Below are 19878 nucleotides of genomic sequence, written 5' to 3' on the forward strand. Positions count from 1 at the left end.
ACGCTTGTAATAACGACATTGTGCCGCGCAGGTTAAGGGATTGTAGTGAGTCCGTCAAATGTGGATTACAAGAGGTGTATTTATTTGTTTACGGTTTTGTTGGCGCGGTATTGATTTTGTGAAAGGTGGGAAATAACGGTGGATGACGCTTGCGCTTATCCACCCTACAAAATATAAAACGCCTTTCGTATTTCGTATTTCGTATTTCCCAGGTCGGATAAGCGCAGCGTCATCCGACAAACTATTAAACGCCTTTCGTATTTCCCAGGTCGGATAAGCGTAGCGTCATCCGACAAACCGCACCGACTTTAGTTATTTACCGACTGCATGAATCCAGAGCGAAAGACTTCCGCTTCGGTGCCATCGAACAAAGGGCAATCCCCATCGCGATAAACAACGCGCTCACCAGATGGAAGCTATGTAGCGGAACATTAAGGAACAGTACGCTAAACACACCACCGCTAAGCGGGATCAAGTGCGAATAGACTTCCCCCCGCGTTGCACCAATCGCCTGAATACCTTTGTTCCACAGCAAATAGGAAAGCCACGACGGGAAGATGACCAGGTAGGCCAGTCCCAACATAAAGCCCGAATTAAAGTACGCTTTCATTTCTGTAGGTAAATGGGCTACCGAATACAACGACAACACCGGCAGCAGGACCAGCGCACCAATCGCCGCGCTGACCGCCACAAACGAATTGCCGCCAACCTGTTTCGGTTTCAGGCGCAAAAACGCGCAATACAAAGCCCAGCTAATGGCGGATCCCATTGTCCAGACATCGCCACGATTGAGGTTTTTCAGCGTATTCAGATGCAATAGATCGCCTTGCATCACCAGATAGACCACGCCCAGCGAACTCAAAACAACGCCCGCGATATTGCGCCGTGAAATGGTCTCTTTGAAAATAGATTTATTAATCAGCAACACCAGCGCGGGCGTGGTGGATAAATAGATCGCCGCATTCAACGAAGAGGTGTATTGCAGGCCGATATACAGCGTCACCGGAAACAAAACCTGACCGCATAAGGCGAGGAAAAACACCGTGTATTTTGCCGCTTTCATCGCTTGCCATTGCGCTTTGACCTGGCGGAAATAGAGTCCCAATAACAGCAGGGCGGTCAGCAACCAGCGCGCTTCGGATAACACGATGGGGTCAACTTGCGCCACTAATATATGCCCAACGACATAGTTCCCACCCCAGAAGCAGGCGGCCAGACTCAAGAGTAAATATGGCATGATTGTGTTCCTAAAAAACGGTGATATACCGCGAGGTATCGATTCAATGTATGTGGCCTGTGCGAAATATAAAATGCTGTTCGATGGCGTGATTAAATCAATATCTGTTTAATATCAGTAAATAAGCGAATCTCTTCATTGAGGTTTAACATGATAGAATGGCGGGGAATGGAAATCTAATTCATCTTTTTGGTGGCGAGGTATAGTTTAAAACTATGAGATTCACATTGCGGCAACTGGAATTTTTCATCGCTTTAGCACAGACGCAACAGATATCTAAAGCAGCATCGCACTGCAATATTTCGCAGTCATCGATGACGGTTGCCATGCGCAATCTCGAAACGTCGCTTAACAACCAGCTATTTATCCGCCAGCCGAAAGGGATCCAGCTCACCGCAGCCGGAGAACGTTTCCTGCATTACGCGCGCAAGATTATAAATGACAGCCAGTTGGCGATAGACGATTTGCTGTATCAGCCACAGCTGGAAAAAGGCACGGTAAATGTTGGCATCGCCAAAACGCTTTCGGCCTATTTATTACCGGCGATAATTCTGGAGGTGGAGCAGCATTTCCCGTTAATGACGGTCAACTTTATTGAGGCGAATCCGCAAGTCTTAACCGAGTCACTCAAGCGTAAAGAAATTGATTTCTCGCTGCTGTTAACCTCGAATATCGCCCAGGACAGCGCGCTGCAATCCGAAATTTTTATCCGTTCGCCGCGCCGTCTGTGGGCGGCTCAAGGGCATCCGTTATTAAACCTGCCGGTGATTCATCTCGCCGATATCGAAAGCCTGCCGTTCTTATTGCTGGATACGGACGAATATCCCGATGTGATTATGGAGCACTGGCGCTCGCGGGGCGGTAGCCCAAATATCAGCTTTACCACCACGTCGTTTGAAACCGTGCGCAGCCTGGTGGCCAAAGGCAAAGGGGTAACGATTTTATCGGATTTGGTTTACCGGCCCTGGTCGCTCGAAGGCTTGCGCGTGATGCGCCGCAGTATTGCCGATAGCACGACCTATATGGATGTTGGGGCGGTGACGCTTGCTGATTCACCATTGCGTGAGCCAACCGCGACTGTGTTGAACTACCTGCGCAGAGTGATCACCCGATTAGGGGAAGATGGGTGATGGCGCCAGGCTTGTGAAGATGCATCAGGCCGGACGCCATCTATAGCGGTTTACTTAGCTTCTTTTTTGCCAGCCAGATTCAGCGTCGGAGTCTCGTCAAAGAAGTTCCACGGTTTCAGCAGCGTGTGCACCCATTCGGTCGGCATGATTGGCCACTCTTCCGCGCGCGCCACGTGGGTGGTACCGGTGGTCATCCACACCACATCATCCTGGTTATCCAGCGACTGATTATCTTTGCTGTACTGACCAAGGCCGGTGTCATGGGCCGAACGGTTCGGGTATTTGCCTTCCGGATAACGTTCTTCCGGGTTGTAACGCGTCACCCACAACTGTTTATCCATGAAGCTCAGACGGTGATAAATCCACTCGTCCGGGGCGAACTTCGCGCCGGTCGCCACCGGATGTGTGCCACCTGCATACGGGATGATTTGGTACGAAACCGGATTACCCATTTTGTTTTCTTTACTGGTGTTACTGATTAAACGAATCGTGCCCGGGTCAAACTTCTGTGCCGCTTCCTGCTCGGTACTAATATCGTGCTGGTTGATTTGCATGGTACTGGTACGTGGGCCGCCCGCGGTGTTCGGTTTCACTTCCGGGTCAAGCGCCACCAGTTTGTTGTTTTCGCCATCCACATCCATATCGAGGCGGAAGTTGTAGATGTGTTGGTGCGTGGTGCCAACAATATTGTGGTCGATCAACGTGCCGTATTTAGTATCGTCTTTGGCTGTTTCATCATGCATGGTTTTGGCTTTCACGCCTTTCACCGCTTCAATACCGGTTGCGCCCGCATCGATGCCGATAGTGCCGTTCTGATGGAATACCCAGTCAAAGATGTAATCATAGTTACCGACGGTACTTATCCAACGCACTACCAGTTCGCGACGTTCGGTACTGATATTCGGCTGTCCCATCTCCTGATGTTTATATTCAGGCCCGGCGTAGCGTTCAAATACCGCCACGGCGCGTGGGATGGTGGTCGGTTTGCCAGTGTAATCTGCGATAGTTTCATCAAGCATCACCGCGTTGGTCGGCGCATCTTTGCCACGAGCCAGCGGGGAGGTCAGCGTACCCATGCCGTAATCGCCCGCATCCAGATAAGCTTTGAAATACCAGCCAACGTCCGGATCGCCATACGGGACAATCATCCCGCCCAGCGACCCTTCGTACATCACTTTGCGTTTATTGCCGTTGTCATTAAAGGTCACGGTCGAAATAATCGGCCCAACCCGGGAGTTCAGGCGCAGGTGGAAATCCCAGTTCTGCCAGTGAATGGTATCGCCAGTAATGGTGTAGTTTTTGCCTTCAGGCTCAATGATTTCTAGCGGTTTAATTTCCGGTGCTACGCGGTCACGACCATCAAAAGGACGAGGATTCATCGGGACCGGGATCACCTGGCCTTCTTCAATCTTGATGATTTTCTTCTGCTCAAGATCGACCACCGCCACCAGGTTTTCAATCGGATGCGCCCAGTAGTTGCCATCGCCGGTATTCAGATAACTCACCACTTTCAGCAGGCGCTGGTTCTGTTCCAGGCCATCTTTACCATCGAAGAAACCCACCGTCAGCGGGGTGGTCACCACTTTGGTGGGATCGTCGATGCCATGTTTTTTCAGTGCGTCAGCGTACTCTTTGCTGGCGTTGATAATATTCTGCACGCTGACGAAATCATCAATCAACACCATGCCGTGTGCGCCTTCAATCGGCGTCCAGGACACCACTTTTCCGGCACTCAAATCCACCACACCTTCAACGATATGAATACCGTCGAGCATAATCACATCCGCCTGGCGCGGAGCCGTAACTTCCTGGCCGCTCATCACAAACTGCCAGACCTGATCTTTTGGCGGTTCGTGCAGAGATATTTCAGTAAAGCGGGTCCCGCTTTTATATTCCGGTGCCGCCTGAATAATCGAGACGGCTTTTGATATTTCGTCGGCGGTTAATGAATTAAGTGGATGCGGCTTTTTCTCGACGGCGAAAGTTTGATCGAGGCCAGACTGGAAAACTTCGTTAATAAAATCTTCAGAAATATATGCGGTCTTATTTTTGAAGATAATCGGCACTTGTAGCTGTAATGTTTTTCCATTCACCATCGCCGATTTGGTATTGGGTTTTACCTTCACAAACGCACCGTCTTTAACGATGGTGAACATTTGCGCATAGTCATCCCACTGAATATCTGCACCAAACTCCGTCAGTGTTTTTTCCATCGGCACCATATGCGCTTCGCCGCCGTGGGCGAGGGCACCTGAAGATGTCAGGAGTGCGATGGCTAAAGCCAGGGCTTTCTTTCCGGTTGTTAAATTCATGAAATTCTCACTCTTGGCGGATGTATTTTATTGTTGTGTGTTTTTAAACAGGCATGAATTCAACATAACAACTTCTGCGACAAGATATATTGTGCTGCTTGCCAACTGTTTTGTTGGCCTTGCCAAATTAGCGGTGGATGACGCTGCGCTTATCCACCCTACAAAAGATTGGGCATTGCCAAATTAGCGGTGGATGACGCTACGCTTATCCACCCTACAAAAGATTGGGCATTGCCAAATTAGCGTCATCCGACAAAAAGGGTTAACTCCTGCGCGCCACTAACGTCAAAATCGAATACAACGCGACGGACTGACTCTCCTGGTTAAGCACTTCCACCGCCCACTCCACCACGCCCACCGGCTTATCTTCTGCGGTTTTCTGCGGCTTTGCGGTTTTGCGCTTACAGGTCAGACGCACCTGCAAGGTATCGCCGATTTTTACCGGCTCGATAAAACGCAGATTTTCCATGCCGTAATTGGCGATAACCGGACCGACACCCGGATCAACAAACAACCCGGCGGCGGCAGAAACCACAAAGTAACCGTGCGCCACACGCTCACCAAAGAACGACTCTGCAGCCCCGATTTTGTCGACGTGAGCGTAGAAATGATCGCCACTGAGGTTAGCAAAATTCACGATATCCGCTTCGGTGATGGTACGACGCGCTGTCAGCAAGCTTTCACCGATCTGTAAATCGTCGAAGTGTTTACGGAAAGGGTGAACCGCATCTTCTTTCACTGCCGCGCCATAACTCCACTGCTTACTCACCGCCGCAAGCATGGACGGGCTGCCCTGAATCGCCGTGCGCTGCAGGTAATGTTTCACCGCGCGCAGGCCGCCAAGCTCTTCACCACCGCCCGCACGCCCTGGGCCGCCATGCACTAACATCGGCAGCGGTGAACCATGGCCGGTCGATTCCACCGATGATTCCTGATTGAGCACCTGGATACGTCCATGCGCCCGGGCAGCACCCAGAACAAACTGGCGTGCAATATCGCCATTTGCCGTGACCAGTGTTCCCGCAAGGCTACCCTGGCCTGCACGCGCAAGAGTCATCGCGTGTTGCGCATTTTGATAAGGCATCACGGTGGCAACCGGGCCAAACGCTTCCAGTTCGTGAACCGCAGGGGTTTCATCGGGTTGCTGGCATAGCAACAAGGTTGGTGGGAAAAAAGCCCCGGCGCGAGACGTATCGGCTTCGCCGCCCACTAACACTTTGCAGCCCGCATTAATCAGCTGCTGCACTTTGCTCTGCACATCATCACGTTGTTCAAGGCTGACCAACGCGCCCATTTTCACGCCTTCCTGAGCCGGATCGCCAGGCTGGATTTTGGCGAGTTTTGCCTGCAACGCCTGAGTGACGTTTTCCAGCTGCGCCTGCGGAACGATGATGCGACGTATAGCGGTACATTTTTGCCCGGCCTTTGCCGTCATTTCGCGCACCACTTCACGGATAAACAGCGCAAACTCAGGCTGTTCTGGCGTGACATCTTCGCCCAGTACGCAACAGTTCAGGGAGTCGGCTTCCATGGTAAACGGTACCGAACGGGCGACAATGTTAGGGTGACAACGTAACTTCTGCCCGGTGCTGGCAGAGCCGGTAAACGTCACCACATCCTGCTCGTCGAGCAAATCAAACAGGTTCGCCACGCCGCCGCATATCAGGTTGATTGCGCCATCCGGCACCAGCCCTGAATCCACAATTGATTTCACCATCGCCTGCGTCAACTGGGCGCTGGCGGTTCCTGGCTTAATGATCGCAGGCACACCCGCAAGCCACGTCGGAGCCAGTTTTTCCAGCATTCCCCAGCAGGGGAAGTTAAACGCGTTGATGTGCAATGCCACGCCAGATTTTGAGGTCAGCACATGGCGAGCGGCAAAACCGCCTTGTTTAGACAGCGGGATCATTTCGTCTTCAGGCCACAACACATCATCCGGTAACTCGCGGTTCCCCATGCCCGCATAAGCGAACAGGGTGCCGATACCGCCTTCGATATCCACCCAGCTATCGGCGCGTGTGGCACCTGTTTCATAAGAAATGGCGTAGAACGACTCTTTGTTTGCCAGCAGATGTTTTGCGACGGCTTTAATCATCGAAGCGCGTTGTACAAAGGTCATTTCGCGTAAAGCAGCGCCACCGTGGTCGATGGCGTAACGGCGGGCGCGTGCCATATCCAGCCCTTCGCTGGTGACCTGGTAGAGCGCTTCGCCGCTAATTGCATGATTTATCGAACGTTCTTTGCCATGCCCCATCACCCACTGACCAGACAGATAACTTGTTAACTGTTGCATCTCACACCTCGTTAAGCATTACGTTTAATTGCATCAATGTTTGATTTGTGAATCATAAAAAGCAAGGTGTAATTTAATAATATATTAACAATGTGATTACGCATGTTTTACGTTGTTTTCTTATCTGTATGAATAAAAACAATTTATCAAAATTTATCGTGATAATGCTCACAAAGCGTACGTGTTAATTTTGCTGTTTTGGTTAACTTATCTGTAACTTTTAATCATTAAGTGATTCGAATAAACGCATTAATCGAATCTTTTTTGAATCATAAAAGGTGATGACGTGACTGAACAACACCGCTTTGATGAGCGAATCGCACAGGAAATAGCGATTGAACCGCAGGACTGGATGCCCGACGAATACCGCAAAACGCTGATCCGCCAGATTGGTCAACATGCCCATTCCGAGATTGTTGGCATGCTGCCGGAAGGCAACTGGCTGACCCGCGCCCCAAGCCTGAAACGCAAAGCCATTTTGCTCGCCAAGGTGCAGGACGAAGCCGGACACGGGCTGTATCTGTATAGCGCGGCAGAAACGCTGGGCTGCGCTCGCGAAGACATCTACCAGAAGATGCTCGATGGCAAGATGAAGTACTCCTCCATTTTCAATTATCCCACGCTGAACTGGGCGGATATTGGCGTTATCGGCTGGCTGGTTGATGGCGCGGCGATTGTTAACCAGGTGGCGCTGTGCCGCACCTCTTACGGCCCATATGCCCGTGCGATGGTGAAAATCTGCAAAGAAGAGAGCTTCCATCAGCGTCAGGGTTTTGAGGCCTGCATGGTTCTTGCCGCAGGGAGCGACGAGCAGCGTCAGATGTTGCAGGACGCCATCAACCGTTTCTGGTGGCCTGCACTGATGATGTTTGGCCCGAACGATGACAATTCCCCGAATAGCGCGCAAAGCCTTGCCTGGAAAATCAAACGATTTGGCAATGACGAACTGCGCCAGCGCTTTGTCGACAACACCGTTCCGCAAGTTGAAATGCTCGGTATGACAGTGCCGGACGAAGGTCTGCACTGGAATGACGCCACCGGACATTACGAATTCAGCGAAATTGACTGGCACGAATTTAATGAAGTGATCGCCGGGCGTGGCTTGTGTAACGAAGAGCGGTTGGCCGCCAAGCGTAAAGCCTGGGAAGAGGGGACATGGGTGCGGGAAGCCGCCCTGGCGTATGCCGCAAAAATTGGTGGATGACGATAACGCTTATCCCCCCTACAAAATCAAAACCGTATAACCGTAGGTCGGATAAGCGCAGCGTCATCCGACATTTACGCCCGATCTAAAGGAAAAACACATGAGCAAGGTTCACTGGCCGTTATATGAAGTGTTTATTCGCAGCAAACAGGGATTGTCCCACCGCCACGTTGGTAGCTTGCACGCTGCGGATGAACAAATGGCGCTGGAAAACGCCCGCGATGCCTACACCCGCCGATCCGAAGGTTGCTCAATCTGGGTGGTGAAAGCGAGCGAAATCGTCGCCTCACAACCCTCCGAGCGCGGTGCGTTTTTTGATCCGGCGGAAAGCAAAATCTATCGCCACCCAACGTTCTACACCATCCCTGATGGCATCGAGCACATGTGAGGCGTGACATGACTTATTCCCCATTAACCACCTACACCTTGCGCCTTGGCGACACCTGCCTGGTGCTGGCCCAGCGCTTAACGTCCTGGTGTGGACATGCGCCGGAGCTGGAGATTGACCTCGCGCTGGCCAACATCGGGCTGGATTTACTCGGCCAGGCGCGCAATTTCCTCACCTACGCCGCTGAACTTCAGGGCGAAGAGCTGGATGAAGACAAACTGGCTTTTGGCCGCGACGAACGTCAGTACCGCAATGTGTTACTGGCCGAGCAGCCGAACGGCGATTTTGCCGACACCCTGATGCGCCAGTATCTGCTGGATGCGTGGCATGTGGTGCTCTTTGAACGCCTGGCGACCAGCCGCGATGCACAACTGGCAGCGATTGCCGCGAAAGCCATTAAAGAGGTGCGTTACCACCTGCGATTCAGCCGTGGCTGGTTGGTTCGCCTCGGGAACGGGACCGAGTTCTCCCGGCAAAAAATGCAGCACTCACTGAACAAACTGTGGCGTTTTAGCGGCGAAATGTTTGAAGCCGACGAGCTGGAAATCAGCCTCGCGCAGCAAGGTATTGCCGTCGATCCACGTACGCTGCGTGCGGTCTGGGAATCGGAAGTCTTCGGCGGACTGCTTGAAGCATCACTCGTCAAACCGCAGGAAGCGCAGTACCGCACTGGCGGCAAACAGGGGCTGCATACCGAGCATCTCGGCCCGCTCCTGGCAGAGATGCAGTACCTGCAACGTGCGTACCCCAATCAGCAATGGTAGTGAGGTAAAGATGCAAACTCTCGATGTGGTTGAACCAGCGCAAACCCGTGAGGTCTGGCGCCTGCTCGGGCAAATCAGTGACCCGGAAATCCCGGTGCTGACTATCACCGATCTCGGCATGGTGCGCAGTGTTCACCATCGTGCTGACGGCTGGCACATCGGTTTCACGCCGACCTATTCGGGCTGTCCGGCCACCGAGTTTCTGCTTAAGGCGATTCGCGAAGCGATGGCGCAGGCCGACCTGCATCCGGTACACATCGAACAGATGCTGTACCCGGCGTGGACCACTGACTGGATGACACCTGCTGCCAAAACCCGTCTGCGGGAATACGGCATCAGCCCGCCGCAAGGACACGCTTGCCACGCCACATCAGAAGCCGTGGATGTCAGTTGCCCGCGCTGCGGCAGTGTCCACACCTCGCTGATTAGCGAATTCGGTTCCACGGCCTGCAAAGCGTTATATCGCTGCGATAGCTGCCGTGAACCCTTTGATTACTTTAAATGTATTTGAGGTTGCCATGACCACGTTCCATTCGCTAAAGGTGGCGCGCATTGAGCAGGAAACTCCTGACGCGGTTGCCATCACTTTTGAAGTGCCTGCCGATTTGCAGACACATTACGCATTCAAACCCGGTCAGCATTTGACCCTGAAAACGCGTCTGGGCGGGGAAGAGTTACGCCGCTGCTACTCCATTTGCCGTGCCGAACATCCGGGTGAAATTTGCGTGGCGGTAAAAGCTATCGATGGCGGGCGTTTTTCGCAATACGCCGTCACCGATCTGGTAGCAGGGATCGCGATGGACGTGATGATCCCGCAGGGGACATTTGGTTACCAGCCGCAGCCTGAAACCACCGGCAACTATCTGGCACTGGCGGTCGGCTCCGGCATCACGCCAATGCTCGCGATCGTCAGCGCCACTCTTGCTACCGAAGCCAACAGCCGCGTGACGCTGGTTTACGGTAACCGCAGCACCCGCAGCATGATGTTCCGCCAGGCGCTGGCCGACCTGAAAGACCGCTATCCGCAGCGTTTGCAGCTTATCTACCTGTTTAGCCAGGAGGTCCAGGAAAGCGAACTGCTCAGTGGACGTCTCGACGGCGCGAAAGTCAAAGCGCTGGGTGATCATCTGCTGGATATAAAAGGCTTTGATCGCACCTTCATTTGTGGCCCGCAGAGCATGATGCAGGAGACCGGGGCGGCGCTGCTTGAGCTGGGCGTAGCGGCAGAAAACATCTTCATCGAACACTTCAACACACCGGGAACAGCACCGAGCCGCGCCAGCCGCGAACAGGCGGCCGGGAAAGTGGTGACGCTGCGCCAGGACGGGCGCGCGCGCAAAATTATTCTCGACTCCCACGACGAAAGCATCCTCGACGCAGCCTTGCGCCAGGGCGCGGATCTGCCTTACGCCTGTAAAGGCGGCGTATGCGCGACGTGCCGTTGCAAAGTGGTGAGCGGCGAAGTGGAGATGGGTGTGAATTACAGCCTCGAGCCAGACCAGCTGGCGGCGGGTTACATCCTGAGTTGCCAGGCGCTGCCAAAAGGTGACGACGTGGTTCTCGACTTTGACGCGCAGGGCCTGTGATGAACGAACTCTTAAGTTGCCAAAAAAAGCGTGTGCTGACGCTGACGTTAAATCGTCCGCAAGCGCGCAACGCCTTAAACAACGCGTTACTGGAGCAACTTGCTCAGGCGCTGGAACAGGCACAACAAGATGACAGCATTGGCGCGGTCGTCATCACCGGTAGCGCACGGTATTTCGCCGCCGGAGCCGACCTTAAAGAGATGGCCAGCCGCGATATGCCCGCCACTTTAAACGATCCACGCCCGCAGCTGTGGGCTCGTATCGAGCGTTTCCCAAAGCCTTTGCTTGGCGCGGTGAACGGTTATGCACTGGGTGCGGGCTGCGAGCTGGCAATGCTCTGCGACATCGTGCTGGCGGGGGATAACGCCAGTTTCGGTTTACCGGAAATCACCCTCGGCATCATGCCAGGTGCGGGCGGCACGCAGCGTTTGATTCGCAGCGTTGGCAAAGCACTGGCTTACCGCATGGTGTTGACCGGCGAAGCGATCGGCGCGAGTCATGCGCAGCAGGCGGGGCTGGTTGCCGAAGTCTGCCCGTCGGCGCTAACGCTGGAGTACTGCCAGAAAATGGCGGCACGCATTGCGCAACATGCGCCACTGGCGTTACAAGCCGCGAAAACCGCGCTGCGCCAGGCACACGAAGTTTCGCTTACTCAGGGTTTACAGCAAGAGCGTCTACTTTTCACGCTGCTGGCTGCAACCGAAGACAGGCAGGAAGGCATTGCCGCATTCCTCGAAAAACGACCCGCTGCGTTTAAAGGACGATAACCATGAATTTCATTCTTAGCGATGTGCAAAACGGCGTGATGACGCTAACACTTAATCGCCCTGAACGCCTGAACAGCTTTAACGACGAAATGCACCGCCAGCTTGCCGAAGTGCTGACTCAGGCCGAGCGGGATGACACCATCCGCAGCCTGCTGATTACCGGCGCAGGACGCGCATTTTGTGCCGGGCAGGACTTAAACGACCGTAACGTCGACCCGACGGGTGCGGCACCGGATTTAGGCGCGTCAGTAGAAAACTTCTATAACCCGCTGGTTAAGCGCCTGGCGAAACTGCCAAAACCGGTGATTGCCGCGGTTAATGGCGTAGCCGCCGGTGCAGGTGCGACGCTGGCTCTCGGATGCGACGTGGTCATCGCGGCGCGTTCTGCGAATTTTATGATGTCTTTCAGCAAGCTTGGTCTGGTTCCGGACTGCGGCGGGACCTGGTATCTGCCGCGACTGGCGGGACGCGCTCGCGCCATGGGGCTGGCGTTGATGGGCGATAAACTCAGCGCAGAACAGGCGTTGCAGTGGGGCATGATCTGGCAAGTGGTTGATGACGAGGCATTAAGCGATACCGCCCGACGACTCGCGACCCATTTTGCCAGCCAACCGACGTTTGGCCTCGGCCTGGTGAAAAAAGCGTTGTATGCCTCGGAAAACAATACCCTCGAGGATCAGCTCGATCTGGAGCGCGATTGTCAGCGCCTGGCAGGGAGAAGCGACGATTATCGTGAAGGGGTTGCGGCATTCCTCGCAAAACGCCCGCCGGTGTTTAAGGGGAAATGATGATGCTGACGCCACATTCACTTATCGCCGTGATTGGCAGCGGAACCATGGGCGCGGGTATTGCGCAGGTTGCCGCACAAGCGGGGCATCAGGTCAGAATTTATGACATTCAGCCGGGTGCGGCAGCACGTGCCATCGACGGTATCGCCACGGCACTGAGCGCCAGGGTTGCGAAGGGCAAGCTGTCTGAAAGCGACAAAACGGCTACCGTTAATCGTTTACTGGCGGCGCAAAATATCAGTGAACTCGCTGATGCGGCACTGGTGATTGAAGCTGCCGCCGAGCAAATCGATATCAAACAGGCGATTTTCCGCGAACTTGCTGAGGTTTGCGCACCAGAAACCATTTTCGCCAGTAATACCTCGTCAATTTCCATTACCGCAATTGCCAGCGGCGTTGAATATCCACAGCGCGTGGCGGGGCTGCATTTCTTTAATCCGGCTCCGGTGATGAAACTGGTGGAAGTGGTGAGCGGGCTGGAAACCACGCCTGCCGTACTGGAAAGCCTGACCCATCTTGCGATGCGTTGGGGGAAACAGCCGGTGCGTTGCCACTCCACACCTGGATTTATCGTTAACCGCGTGGCGCGTCCTTTTTATGCTGAAGCGTGGCGGGCACTGGAAGAACAGGTTGCAGCGGCAGGCGTGATTGATGCGGCACTGCGCGACTGCGGTGGCTTCCCGATGGGGCCGCTGGCGCTGACCGATCTGATTGGCCAGGACGTTAACTTTGCTGTCACCTGTTCGGTGTTTAACGGTTTTTGGCAGGAGCGCCGTTTTTTGCCGTCGCTGATTCAACAGGAACTGGTGCTGGGCAAACGTCTTGGCAAGAAAACCGGGCAGGGCGTGTATAGCTGGCCGCTGAAAGAATCCTTGCCATACGAAGCAGCGCAACCTGCCAGTGCGGGAGCGGCTCATATTCAACGCCACGGCCGCGCTGCATGGCTGAATAACACCGATTCAGGTGACAGTGTCACGGATTCATCTCTCGAACTCGATGAAGTCTGGGTGCAGGTGACGCAAGGCGAAACCGCGACGCAACTGGCAAAACGCCTGCAACGTCCGGTGGTGTTAATGGATCTGGTGAACGACTGGCAGCGCTCGCCATTAGTGGTACTCGCGCCTGCCGCAGGCAATACGCCAGAACAGACCGCCAAAGCGATTCGCTTCTTCCAGCAGCAAGGCAAACAGGTGCTGATGATAAGTGACTACCCTGGCATGTTGGTGTGGCGCACGGTGGCGATGTTAGCCAATGAGGCGTCGGACGCGCTGCAAAAAGGGGTGGCAAGCGAGCAGGACATCGATACCGCCATGCGTCTGGGGGTGAATTATCCCCACGGCCCGCTGGCGTGGGGGGCGGAACTCGGCTGGCAGCACGTGCTGCGCCTGCTGGAAAATCTACAACAACATTACGGCGAGGAGCGCTATCGCCCGACTTCGCTGCTGCGTCAACGCACGCTGCTGGAGACTCAACATGAGCATTAATGCATGGGCCAACGCCCGGGAAATGTACGCCCGCGACAACTGCGCAAAGCAGATGGGCATTGACATTCAGGAGATGGGTGAGGGTTTTGCACGCCTGACGATGACCATTACTGAAGCGATGCTCAACGGCCACCAGACCTGCCACGGTGGACAATTGTTTACGCTTGCGGATACCGCATTTGCTTACGCCTGTAATAGCCAGGGGCTGGCGGCGGTAGCATCCGGTTGCAGCATCGATTTTGTCCGCCCTGGGCTTGCTGGCGACACGCTCACCGCGATTGCTCAGGTGCGCACTCAGGGGCGGCTGACCGGTGTGTATGACATTGAAATTATTAATCAACATGAGAAAACCGTAGCCCTGTTTCGTGGGCGTTCGCACCGCATTGGCACGACTGTATCCAACGAAAGTATTTCCGGAGCCAAACTATGAACGACGCATTTATCTGTGACGGTGTCAGAACGCCCATTGGCCGTTACGGCGGCGCACTTTCTTCGGTGCGGGCTGACGATCTGGCGGCCATTCCGCTTAAAGAGCTGATGGCACGCTATCCGAATCTGGACTGGAACTCGGTGGACGATGTGCTGCTCGGCTGTGCTAATCAGGCGGGTGAAGATAACCGTAACGTGGCACGCATGGCGACGCTATTAGCGGGACTGCCGCAGACGATTTCTGGCACCACCATTAACCGCCTGTGTGGTTCGGGTCTTGACGCATTAGGTATGGCAGCGCGAGCCATTAAAGCCGGTGACGCGCAGCTCATGATTGCCGGTGGCGTGGAGTCGATGTCCCGTGCGCCCTTCGTGATGGGTAAGGCCAGTACGCCTTTCCAGCGTCAGGCTGAGATGTTTGATACCACTATCGGCTGGCGTTTTGTGAACCCGCTCATGGCTGAACACTTTGGTACTGACAGCATGCCCGAAACGGCAGAGAATGTAGCGGAGTTGTTAAACATCAGCCGTGAAGATCAAGATGCTTTCGCGTGGCGCAGTCAGCAACGCGCAGAACAGGCACTGAAAAAAGGCGTGCTGGCGCAGGAAATCGTACCGGTAGTGTTGAAAGGCAAGAAAGGGACAGTGACGGAAATTCGCGAAGATGAACACCCTCGTCCTGAAACAACTTTGCAACAACTCAATGGACTGAAAGCCCCGTTTCGCAAAAATGGAGCGATCACCGCAGGCAATGCTTCTGGTGTTAACGATGGTGCCGCAGCGCTGATTATTGCAAGTGAAGCCGCTGCCCACCGTCACGGTTTAACACCACGCACCCGCATTGTGGCGATGGCGACCGCAGGTGTCGAACCGCGCCTGATGGGACTCGGACCGGTACCCGCCACCCGCAAGGTGTTAGAGCTGGCCGGATTGTCTATCAACGATATGGATGTCATCGAACTCAATGAGGCCTTCGCCGCGCAGGCGCTGGGAGTGTTACGACAACTGGGGCTGCCTGACGACGCCCCACAGGTTAATCCCAACGGCGGCGCGATTGCTTTAGGCCATCCATTGGGCATGAGTGGAGCCCGACTGGCGCTTGCCGCCAGCCACGAACTACATCGTCGCAAGGGACGTTACGCCCTTTGTACGATGTGTATCGGTGTTGGCCAGGGCATTGCCCTGATCCTTGAGCGTGTGAGCTAATCAACCCTGCGAGTACCCTATAATGATAAACACAACAACGAAGCTGGAACCGATTGAAACCGCGTCAATTGATGAGCTGCAGGCCTTACAAACGCAGCGTCTGAAATGGACGCTTAACCACGCCTACAACAACGTGCCGATGTATAAACGCAAATTTGACGCGGTAGGTGTGCATCCTGATGATTTCAAAGAGCTGAAAGATATTCGCCTCTTTCCCTGCACGACTAAACAGGATTTACGCGACAACTATCCGTTCGACACCTTTGCGGTGCCGATGGAGCAGATCGTGCGTATCCATGCCTCGTCGGGTACTACCGGTAAACCCACGGTGGTCGGTTACACGCAAAAAGATATCGATACCTGGGCTGATATTGTTGCCCGTTCGCTACGCGCGGCAGGCGGCACGCCAAAAGACAAAATTCATGTGGCATATGGATACGGTTTATTTACCGGCGGACTGGGTGCGCATTATGGCGCCGAGCGTCTGGGTGCGACGGTTATCCCGATGTCTGGCGGGCAAACAGAGAAACAGGCTCAGCTGATCCGTGATTTCCGTCCGGATATGATTATGGTGACGCCATCCTGGTGCCTGAATCTGATTGAAGAACTGGAGCGCCAGATGGGCGGGGATGCGCGGGATTGCTCGCTGCGTGTTGGGGTGTTTGGTGCTGAGCCGTGGACTCACGCCATGCGTCGCGAAATCGAACGTCGCCTTGGGATCACCGCACTGGATATTTACGGTCTGTCCGAAGTGATGGGACCGGGTGTGGCGATGGAATGTCTGGAAACCACCGACGGCCCGACCATCTGGGAAGATCATTTTTATCCGGAAATCGTCAACCCAATTAGCGGCACACCGCTGGACGATGGCGAGCAGGGTGAATTGCTGTTCACGACGCTGACTAAAGAAGCGCTGCCGGTGATTCGTTACCGCACACGCGATCTGACTCGTTTGCTGCCAGGCACCGCGAGAACCATGCGCCGTATGGATCGCATTACCGGGCGTTCAGACGACATGCTGATCATCCGTGGTGTGAATGTGTTCCCGTCACAGCTGGAAGAAGAGATTGTGAAGTTCGAGCATCTGGCACCGCATTATCAGCTGGAAGTGCATCGCGACGGCCACCTCGACACGCTTTCCGTCAAAGTGGAGTTGAAGGAGAGCAGCTTGTATCTGAGCCATGAACAACGGTGTTCCGTTTGCCATCAGTTGCGTCATCGTATTAAGTCGATGGTCGGCATTTCAACGGATATCAGTATTGTGAATTGCGGCAGCCTTCCACGTTCCGAAGGAAAAGCTGTCCGCGTTAGCGATTTGCGCCAGGCGGCAAATCAGTAGAACAACCCTCACCCTGACCCTCTCCCTGAGGGAGAGGGAAGAAACCGCCCTGTGAGAGGGAAGAAACCACCATGTGAGAGGGAAGAAACCACCCTGTGAGAGGGAAGAAACCATTTGGCTCCTTCTCCTTGTCAGAGGGTTGAAACCGTTTGACTCCTTCTCCCTGGGGAGAAGGTTGGGATGAGGGGAATTGAATACACTTCATCCCATGCCACAGTTCAAAAATTTGTGAATCGCATTGGTAATGACATGATTTTTATTGTCTTTGTTGTGCTATGTTTTAACTCTTGACGGTTTTAAACGGAATTTTAGTCTACCCATGAGCAAGAAACTGGAACAGTTTATACAGCAGGCAGTCAGCGCCGTTCCTGTTAGCGGAACGTCGCTGATTGTCTCGTTATATGGAGATGCACTGGCGCATCGCGGCGGAGAAATCTGGCTGGGAAGCCTGGCAACCATGCTGGAATCACTTGGTTTCGGCGAGCGTTTCGTACGAACTTCGTTATTCAGACTCAATAAAGAGGGCTGGCTTGACGTCGAGCGCGTTGGGCGGCGCAGCTTTTATCGTCTGACCGAAATGGGCCAGCGCATGACCCGCCGTGCAGAAGCGAAGATCTACCGTGCCGGCCAGCCTGAATGGGATGGCAAATGGCTGCTGTTGCTTTCTGAAGGCCTTGAGAAAAACACCCTGCAACAGGTCAAGAAACAGCTTATCTGGCAGGGCTTTGGCACGCTTGCGCCGAGCCTGATGGCATCGCCGTCGCAAAATCTTGCCGATGTTCAGAACCTGCTGCATGAAGCTGGCGTTGCGGATAACGTCATCTGTTTTGAAGCCAGTTCACCGCTTCAGGCCTCAAAAACCGCGCTGAAAGCGCGCGTCGAAGAGTGCTGGTTGCTCACCGATAAAAATGAACGTTACGGCGAATTTATTAACTCGTTCCGCCCGTTACTGCCGTTGCTACGCGAAGCAGACGAAAGTGAACTGACACCGCTGCGCTGTTTCCAGATCCAACTTCTGCTGATCCACTTCTATCGTCGCGTGGTGCTAAAAGACCCGTTGCTGCCGGATGAATTATTGCCGCCGCACTGGCAAGGTCAAAGCGCACGCCAGTTATGTATTAACATCTATCAACGAGTTGCCCCCGGCGCGCTGCTGTTTGTCAGCGAACATGGAGAAACCTCGGTCGGCGACTTGCCGCAGCCGGGAAGCGGTTATTTCCAGCGCTTCGGTGGAATCAACCTGAATCCGTAAGGAAAAATTATGCCTGTATATCAAATCGACGGGTTGACGCCCGTGGTACCGGAAGACAGTTATGTGCATCCCACAGCCGTTTTGATTGGTGATGTGATTATTGGCCATCGGGTGTATATCGGGCCAAATGCCAGCTTGCGTGGGGATTTTGGGCGCATCATCGTTAAAGATGGCGCTAACGTGCAGGATAATTGTGTGATGCACGGTTTCCCGGAGCAGGACACGATTGTTGAAGAGGACGGTCATATCGGTCACGGCGCGATTCTGCACGGTTGCATCATTGGCAAAAATGCCTTGATTGGCATGAATGCGGTGATCCTTGATGGCGCGCAAATTGGCGAAAATAGTATCGTCGGTGCCACGGCATTTGTGAAAGCGAGAGCCGAGTTTGGCGCAAACCAGATGATCCTCGGCAGCCCGGCAAAAGTCGTGCGGGAATTACGTGCGGATGAACTTGAGTGGAAGAAGAAGGGTACGCGCGAATATCAGGAACTGGTTATCCGTTGCCAGCAAACGATGCATCAGGTTGAACCATTACGCGAGATGGAACCCGATCGAGATGCAAAAACCATGAGCAGTTCGTACCAACCTAAAGGCGAATGACAAACTTTTTTGTAGGTCGGATAAGCGGCAGCGTCATCCGACAAAACTGACGCTATCGCTCATCCACCTTGTAAAATCCCGTTACTGCCAGCGTTTACGATATTCCCCAGGCGAGACGCCAAAACGTAACTTAAACGCTGTCGAAAAGTGGCTGTGATCGGTGAACCCCCAGTTATAGCCAATGCCTGCCAGTTTCTCGGTGACGCTCGCGGTGCGCAAAGCTTGTGCGCATAAATCCAGGCGGCGGTTTTTAATGTATTGCGCCACAACCAGGCCTTTATCGGCGAACATGCGGTACAGGCTGCGAACCGACATTCCCGCTTCACTGGCAATCCATTCCGGGCGCAGATCTTCAGATTGAATATGGCTATCAATCAGACCCATTACGCGCTCAAGTTGCTTATCACGTCTGGAGTGCTGGGCATCACGCACCTGCAACACCGGACGCAGCAGGCAGATAATCGCTTCCAGTGCGGCTTCGCTTTCACACACATTCAATGTCGGGTTTTTCATGCTTTCATGGAGCAGGCGCTGGCTCATTTTCACAACCGGCATGTCGGCACTCAGCCGTTGTGCACAAGGGAGATCGCCCGCACGTCGGTTTTGTTCGATTAAGTGACGCGGAACCAGCAGCGAAATTTGTTTGGTCGGTTGGGTGTAGACGATGCTGCACGGGCGGGAAGCGTCGATAAGGGTAATGTCGCCGCCATGCAAGACGGCCTGATTAGTGCCTTGTTCCAGCACAGCCTCACCATCGAGTTGAAACACGGTATAAAACCAGGCGTCGTTGCTACGAGCCACTTCATATTGGGAGCGGAACAGGCGCGAATGTGCGGTTTCGACCACGCTTAGTTTCATGGCATTGGCGTGATATTCCTGCAAGGTGCCGTGGAATCCGCCATCTAAAATCTGTCCGGAGAAGGGGCCGCAGGCGCGGTTGATGCTATCGAGCCAGTTATCAAAACGCTCGTTACTTGCCGATTCAGCCATTGTTCACCTCACCAAATGCACCGAAGGTGCCACGTGTTAATTCATTGTTACAGCTTGCGCGATACGGGAGAAGATCTTCGCGTCTGGTATAGGAATTCACTATAGA

General features: G+C 54.0%; 18 protein-coding genes. 14 read left to right on the forward strand and 4 right to left on the reverse strand.

Translation table 11 applies throughout. From position 1 onward, the window contains the following. Nucleotides 1-316 precede the first annotated feature (316 nt). Nucleotides 317-1237 (reverse strand): DMT family transporter, encoded by a 921-nt coding sequence (locus WBL83_RS11265; protein ID WP_424589223.1) that lies wholly within the window; start codon nt 1235-1237, stop codon nt 317-319. 215 nt (nt 1238-1452) lie between these two features. Here WBL83_RS11265 and WBL83_RS11270 point away from each other — a divergent pair, with 215 nt between their 5' ends. Next, nucleotides 1453-2367, forward strand: a complete 915-nt coding sequence (locus WBL83_RS11270) for a LysR family transcriptional regulator (protein WP_424589224.1) — start codon at nt 1453-1455, stop codon at nt 2365-2367. Nucleotides 2368-2417: 50 nt separating this feature from the next. On the opposite strand, the gene tynA is transcribed toward WBL83_RS11270, so the two are convergent. Then, nucleotides 2418-4679 carry a primary-amine oxidase gene (gene tynA, locus WBL83_RS11275; RefSeq protein WP_424589225.1) on the reverse strand — a complete coding sequence of 754 codons (2262 nt, stop codon included), beginning with the start codon at nt 4677-4679 and terminating at the stop codon, nt 2418-2420. Nucleotides 4680-4941: 262 nt separating this feature from the next. Then, the gene (gene paaZ, locus WBL83_RS11280; protein WP_424589226.1) at nt 4942-6972 is read right to left on the reverse strand and encodes a phenylacetic acid degradation bifunctional protein PaaZ; all 2031 of its coding nucleotides are present in this window, start codon (nt 6970-6972) and stop codon (nt 4942-4944) included. A gap of 286 nt (nt 6973-7258) precedes the next feature. Between paaZ and paaA the strand changes: the two genes are divergently transcribed. The 13 genes from paaA (at nt 7259) to paaY (ending at nt 18782) form a co-directional block, all read left to right on the forward strand. Continuing rightward, the gene (paaA, locus tag WBL83_RS11285) at nt 7259-8176 is read left to right on the forward strand and encodes a 1,2-phenylacetyl-CoA epoxidase subunit PaaA (protein ID WP_424589227.1); all 918 of its coding nucleotides are present in this window, start codon (nt 7259-7261) and stop codon (nt 8174-8176) included. 100 nt (nt 8177-8276) lie between these two features. Next, on the forward strand, nt 8277-8564 hold the full coding sequence (gene paaB, locus WBL83_RS11290) for a 1,2-phenylacetyl-CoA epoxidase subunit PaaB (protein WP_424589228.1): 288 nt from the start codon (nt 8277-8279) through the stop codon (nt 8562-8564). A gap of 8 nt (nt 8565-8572) precedes the next feature. Further along, nucleotides 8573-9328 (forward strand): 1,2-phenylacetyl-CoA epoxidase subunit PaaC, encoded by a 756-nt coding sequence (paaC, locus tag WBL83_RS11295; RefSeq protein WP_424589229.1) that lies wholly within the window; start codon nt 8573-8575, stop codon nt 9326-9328. 10 nt (nt 9329-9338) lie between these two features. Then, nucleotides 9339-9839: a 1,2-phenylacetyl-CoA epoxidase subunit PaaD gene (gene paaD / locus WBL83_RS11300; RefSeq protein ID WP_424589230.1), complete on the forward strand. Its 501-nt coding sequence runs from the start codon at nt 9339-9341 to the stop codon at nt 9837-9839. Between the two features lie 7 nt (nt 9840-9846). Beyond that, nucleotides 9847-10914, forward strand: coding sequence for a 1,2-phenylacetyl-CoA epoxidase subunit PaaE (gene paaE / locus WBL83_RS11305; protein WP_424589231.1), 1068 nt, complete (start codon nt 9847-9849; stop codon nt 10912-10914). Then, nucleotides 10914-11681: a 2,3-dehydroadipyl-CoA hydratase PaaF gene (paaF, locus tag WBL83_RS11310; RefSeq protein WP_424589232.1), complete on the forward strand. Its 768-nt coding sequence runs from the start codon at nt 10914-10916 to the stop codon at nt 11679-11681. The genes paaE and paaF overlap by 1 nt, the downstream gene beginning before the upstream one ends. 2 nt (nt 11682-11683) lie before the next feature. Continuing rightward, on the forward strand, nt 11684-12469 hold the full coding sequence (gene paaG, locus WBL83_RS11315) for a 2-(1,2-epoxy-1,2-dihydrophenyl)acetyl-CoA isomerase PaaG (protein WP_424589233.1): 786 nt from the start codon (nt 11684-11686) through the stop codon (nt 12467-12469). Next, nucleotides 12469-13953: a 3-hydroxyacyl-CoA dehydrogenase PaaH gene (paaH, locus tag WBL83_RS11320; protein ID WP_424589234.1), complete on the forward strand. Its 1485-nt coding sequence runs from the start codon at nt 12469-12471 to the stop codon at nt 13951-13953. Before paaG ends, paaH begins: the two co-directional genes overlap by 1 nt. After that, entirely contained in the window at nt 13943-14383 is a 441-nt protein-coding gene (paaI, locus tag WBL83_RS11325) for a hydroxyphenylacetyl-CoA thioesterase PaaI (protein ID WP_424589235.1), read from the forward strand. Before paaH ends, paaI begins: the two co-directional genes overlap by 11 nt. Then, the gene (gene pcaF, locus WBL83_RS11330; protein ID WP_424589236.1) at nt 14380-15588 is read left to right on the forward strand and encodes a 3-oxoadipyl-CoA thiolase; all 1209 of its coding nucleotides are present in this window, start codon (nt 14380-14382) and stop codon (nt 15586-15588) included. The genes paaI and pcaF overlap by 4 nt, the downstream gene beginning before the upstream one ends. Nucleotides 15589-15610: 22 nt before the next feature. After that, entirely contained in the window at nt 15611-16927 is a 1317-nt protein-coding gene (paaK, locus tag WBL83_RS11335) for a phenylacetate--CoA ligase PaaK (RefSeq protein ID WP_424589237.1), read from the forward strand. Between the two features lie 319 nt (nt 16928-17246). Further along, nucleotides 17247-18179 carry a phenylacetic acid degradation operon negative regulatory protein PaaX gene (paaX, locus tag WBL83_RS11340; RefSeq protein ID WP_424589238.1) on the forward strand — a complete coding sequence of 311 codons (933 nt, stop codon included), beginning with the start codon at nt 17247-17249 and terminating at the stop codon, nt 18177-18179. Between the two features lie 9 nt (nt 18180-18188). Continuing rightward, nucleotides 18189-18782 carry a phenylacetic acid degradation protein PaaY gene (gene paaY, locus WBL83_RS11345; protein ID WP_424589239.1) on the forward strand — a complete coding sequence of 198 codons (594 nt, stop codon included), beginning with the start codon at nt 18189-18191 and terminating at the stop codon, nt 18780-18782. 81 nt (nt 18783-18863) lie between these two features. On the opposite strand, the gene feaR is transcribed toward paaY, so the two are convergent. Further along, nucleotides 18864-19772, reverse strand: a complete 909-nt coding sequence (feaR, locus tag WBL83_RS11350) for a transcriptional regulator FeaR (protein WP_424589240.1) — start codon at nt 19770-19772, stop codon at nt 18864-18866. Between the last annotated feature and the right edge of the window lie 106 nt (nt 19773-19878).

It is taken from the genome of Buttiauxella sp. (assembly GCF_049686335.1).
GTDB lineage: Bacteria > Pseudomonadota > Gammaproteobacteria > Enterobacterales > Enterobacteriaceae > Buttiauxella.

Excerpts from the sequence above, each read along its gene's own strand:
- pcaF (WP_424589236.1), top strand. The coding sequence starts at position 14,380 with ATGAACGACGCATTTATCTGTGACGGTGTCAGAACGCCCATTGGCCGT.
- paaZ (WP_424589226.1), bottom strand. The coding sequence starts at position 6,972 with ATGCAACAGTTAACAAGTTATCTGTCTGGTCAGTGGGTGATGGGGCAT.
- paaX (WP_424589238.1), top strand. The coding sequence starts at position 17,247 with ATGAGCAAGAAACTGGAACAGTTTATACAGCAGGCAGTCAGCGCCGTT.
- paaY (WP_424589239.1), top strand. The coding sequence starts at position 18,189 with ATGCCTGTATATCAAATCGACGGGTTGACGCCCGTGGTACCGGAAGAC.
- paaE (WP_424589231.1), top strand. The coding sequence starts at position 9,847 with ATGACCACGTTCCATTCGCTAAAGGTGGCGCGCATTGAGCAGGAAACT.
- paaG (WP_424589233.1), top strand. The coding sequence starts at position 11,684 with ATGAATTTCATTCTTAGCGATGTGCAAAACGGCGTGATGACGCTAACA.
- paaI (WP_424589235.1), top strand. The coding sequence starts at position 13,943 with ATGAGCATTAATGCATGGGCCAACGCCCGGGAAATGTACGCCCGCGAC.
- feaR (WP_424589240.1), bottom strand. The coding sequence starts at position 19,772 with ATGGCTGAATCGGCAAGTAACGAGCGTTTTGATAACTGGCTCGATAGC.
- WBL83_RS11270 (WP_424589224.1), top strand. The coding sequence starts at position 1,453 with ATGAGATTCACATTGCGGCAACTGGAATTTTTCATCGCTTTAGCACAG.
- WBL83_RS11265 (WP_424589223.1), bottom strand. The coding sequence starts at position 1,237 with ATGCCATATTTACTCTTGAGTCTGGCCGCCTGCTTCTGGGGTGGGAAC.
- paaK (WP_424589237.1), top strand. The coding sequence starts at position 15,611 with ATGATAAACACAACAACGAAGCTGGAACCGATTGAAACCGCGTCAATT.
- paaD (WP_424589230.1), top strand. The coding sequence starts at position 9,339 with ATGCAAACTCTCGATGTGGTTGAACCAGCGCAAACCCGTGAGGTCTGG.
- tynA (WP_424589225.1), bottom strand. The coding sequence starts at position 4,679 with ATGAATTTAACAACCGGAAAGAAAGCCCTGGCTTTAGCCATCGCACTC.
- paaF (WP_424589232.1), top strand. The coding sequence starts at position 10,914 with ATGAACGAACTCTTAAGTTGCCAAAAAAAGCGTGTGCTGACGCTGACG.
- paaB (WP_424589228.1), top strand. The coding sequence starts at position 8,277 with ATGAGCAAGGTTCACTGGCCGTTATATGAAGTGTTTATTCGCAGCAAA.
- paaH (WP_424589234.1), top strand. The coding sequence starts at position 12,469 with ATGATGCTGACGCCACATTCACTTATCGCCGTGATTGGCAGCGGAACC.
- paaC (WP_424589229.1), top strand. The coding sequence starts at position 8,573 with ATGACTTATTCCCCATTAACCACCTACACCTTGCGCCTTGGCGACACC.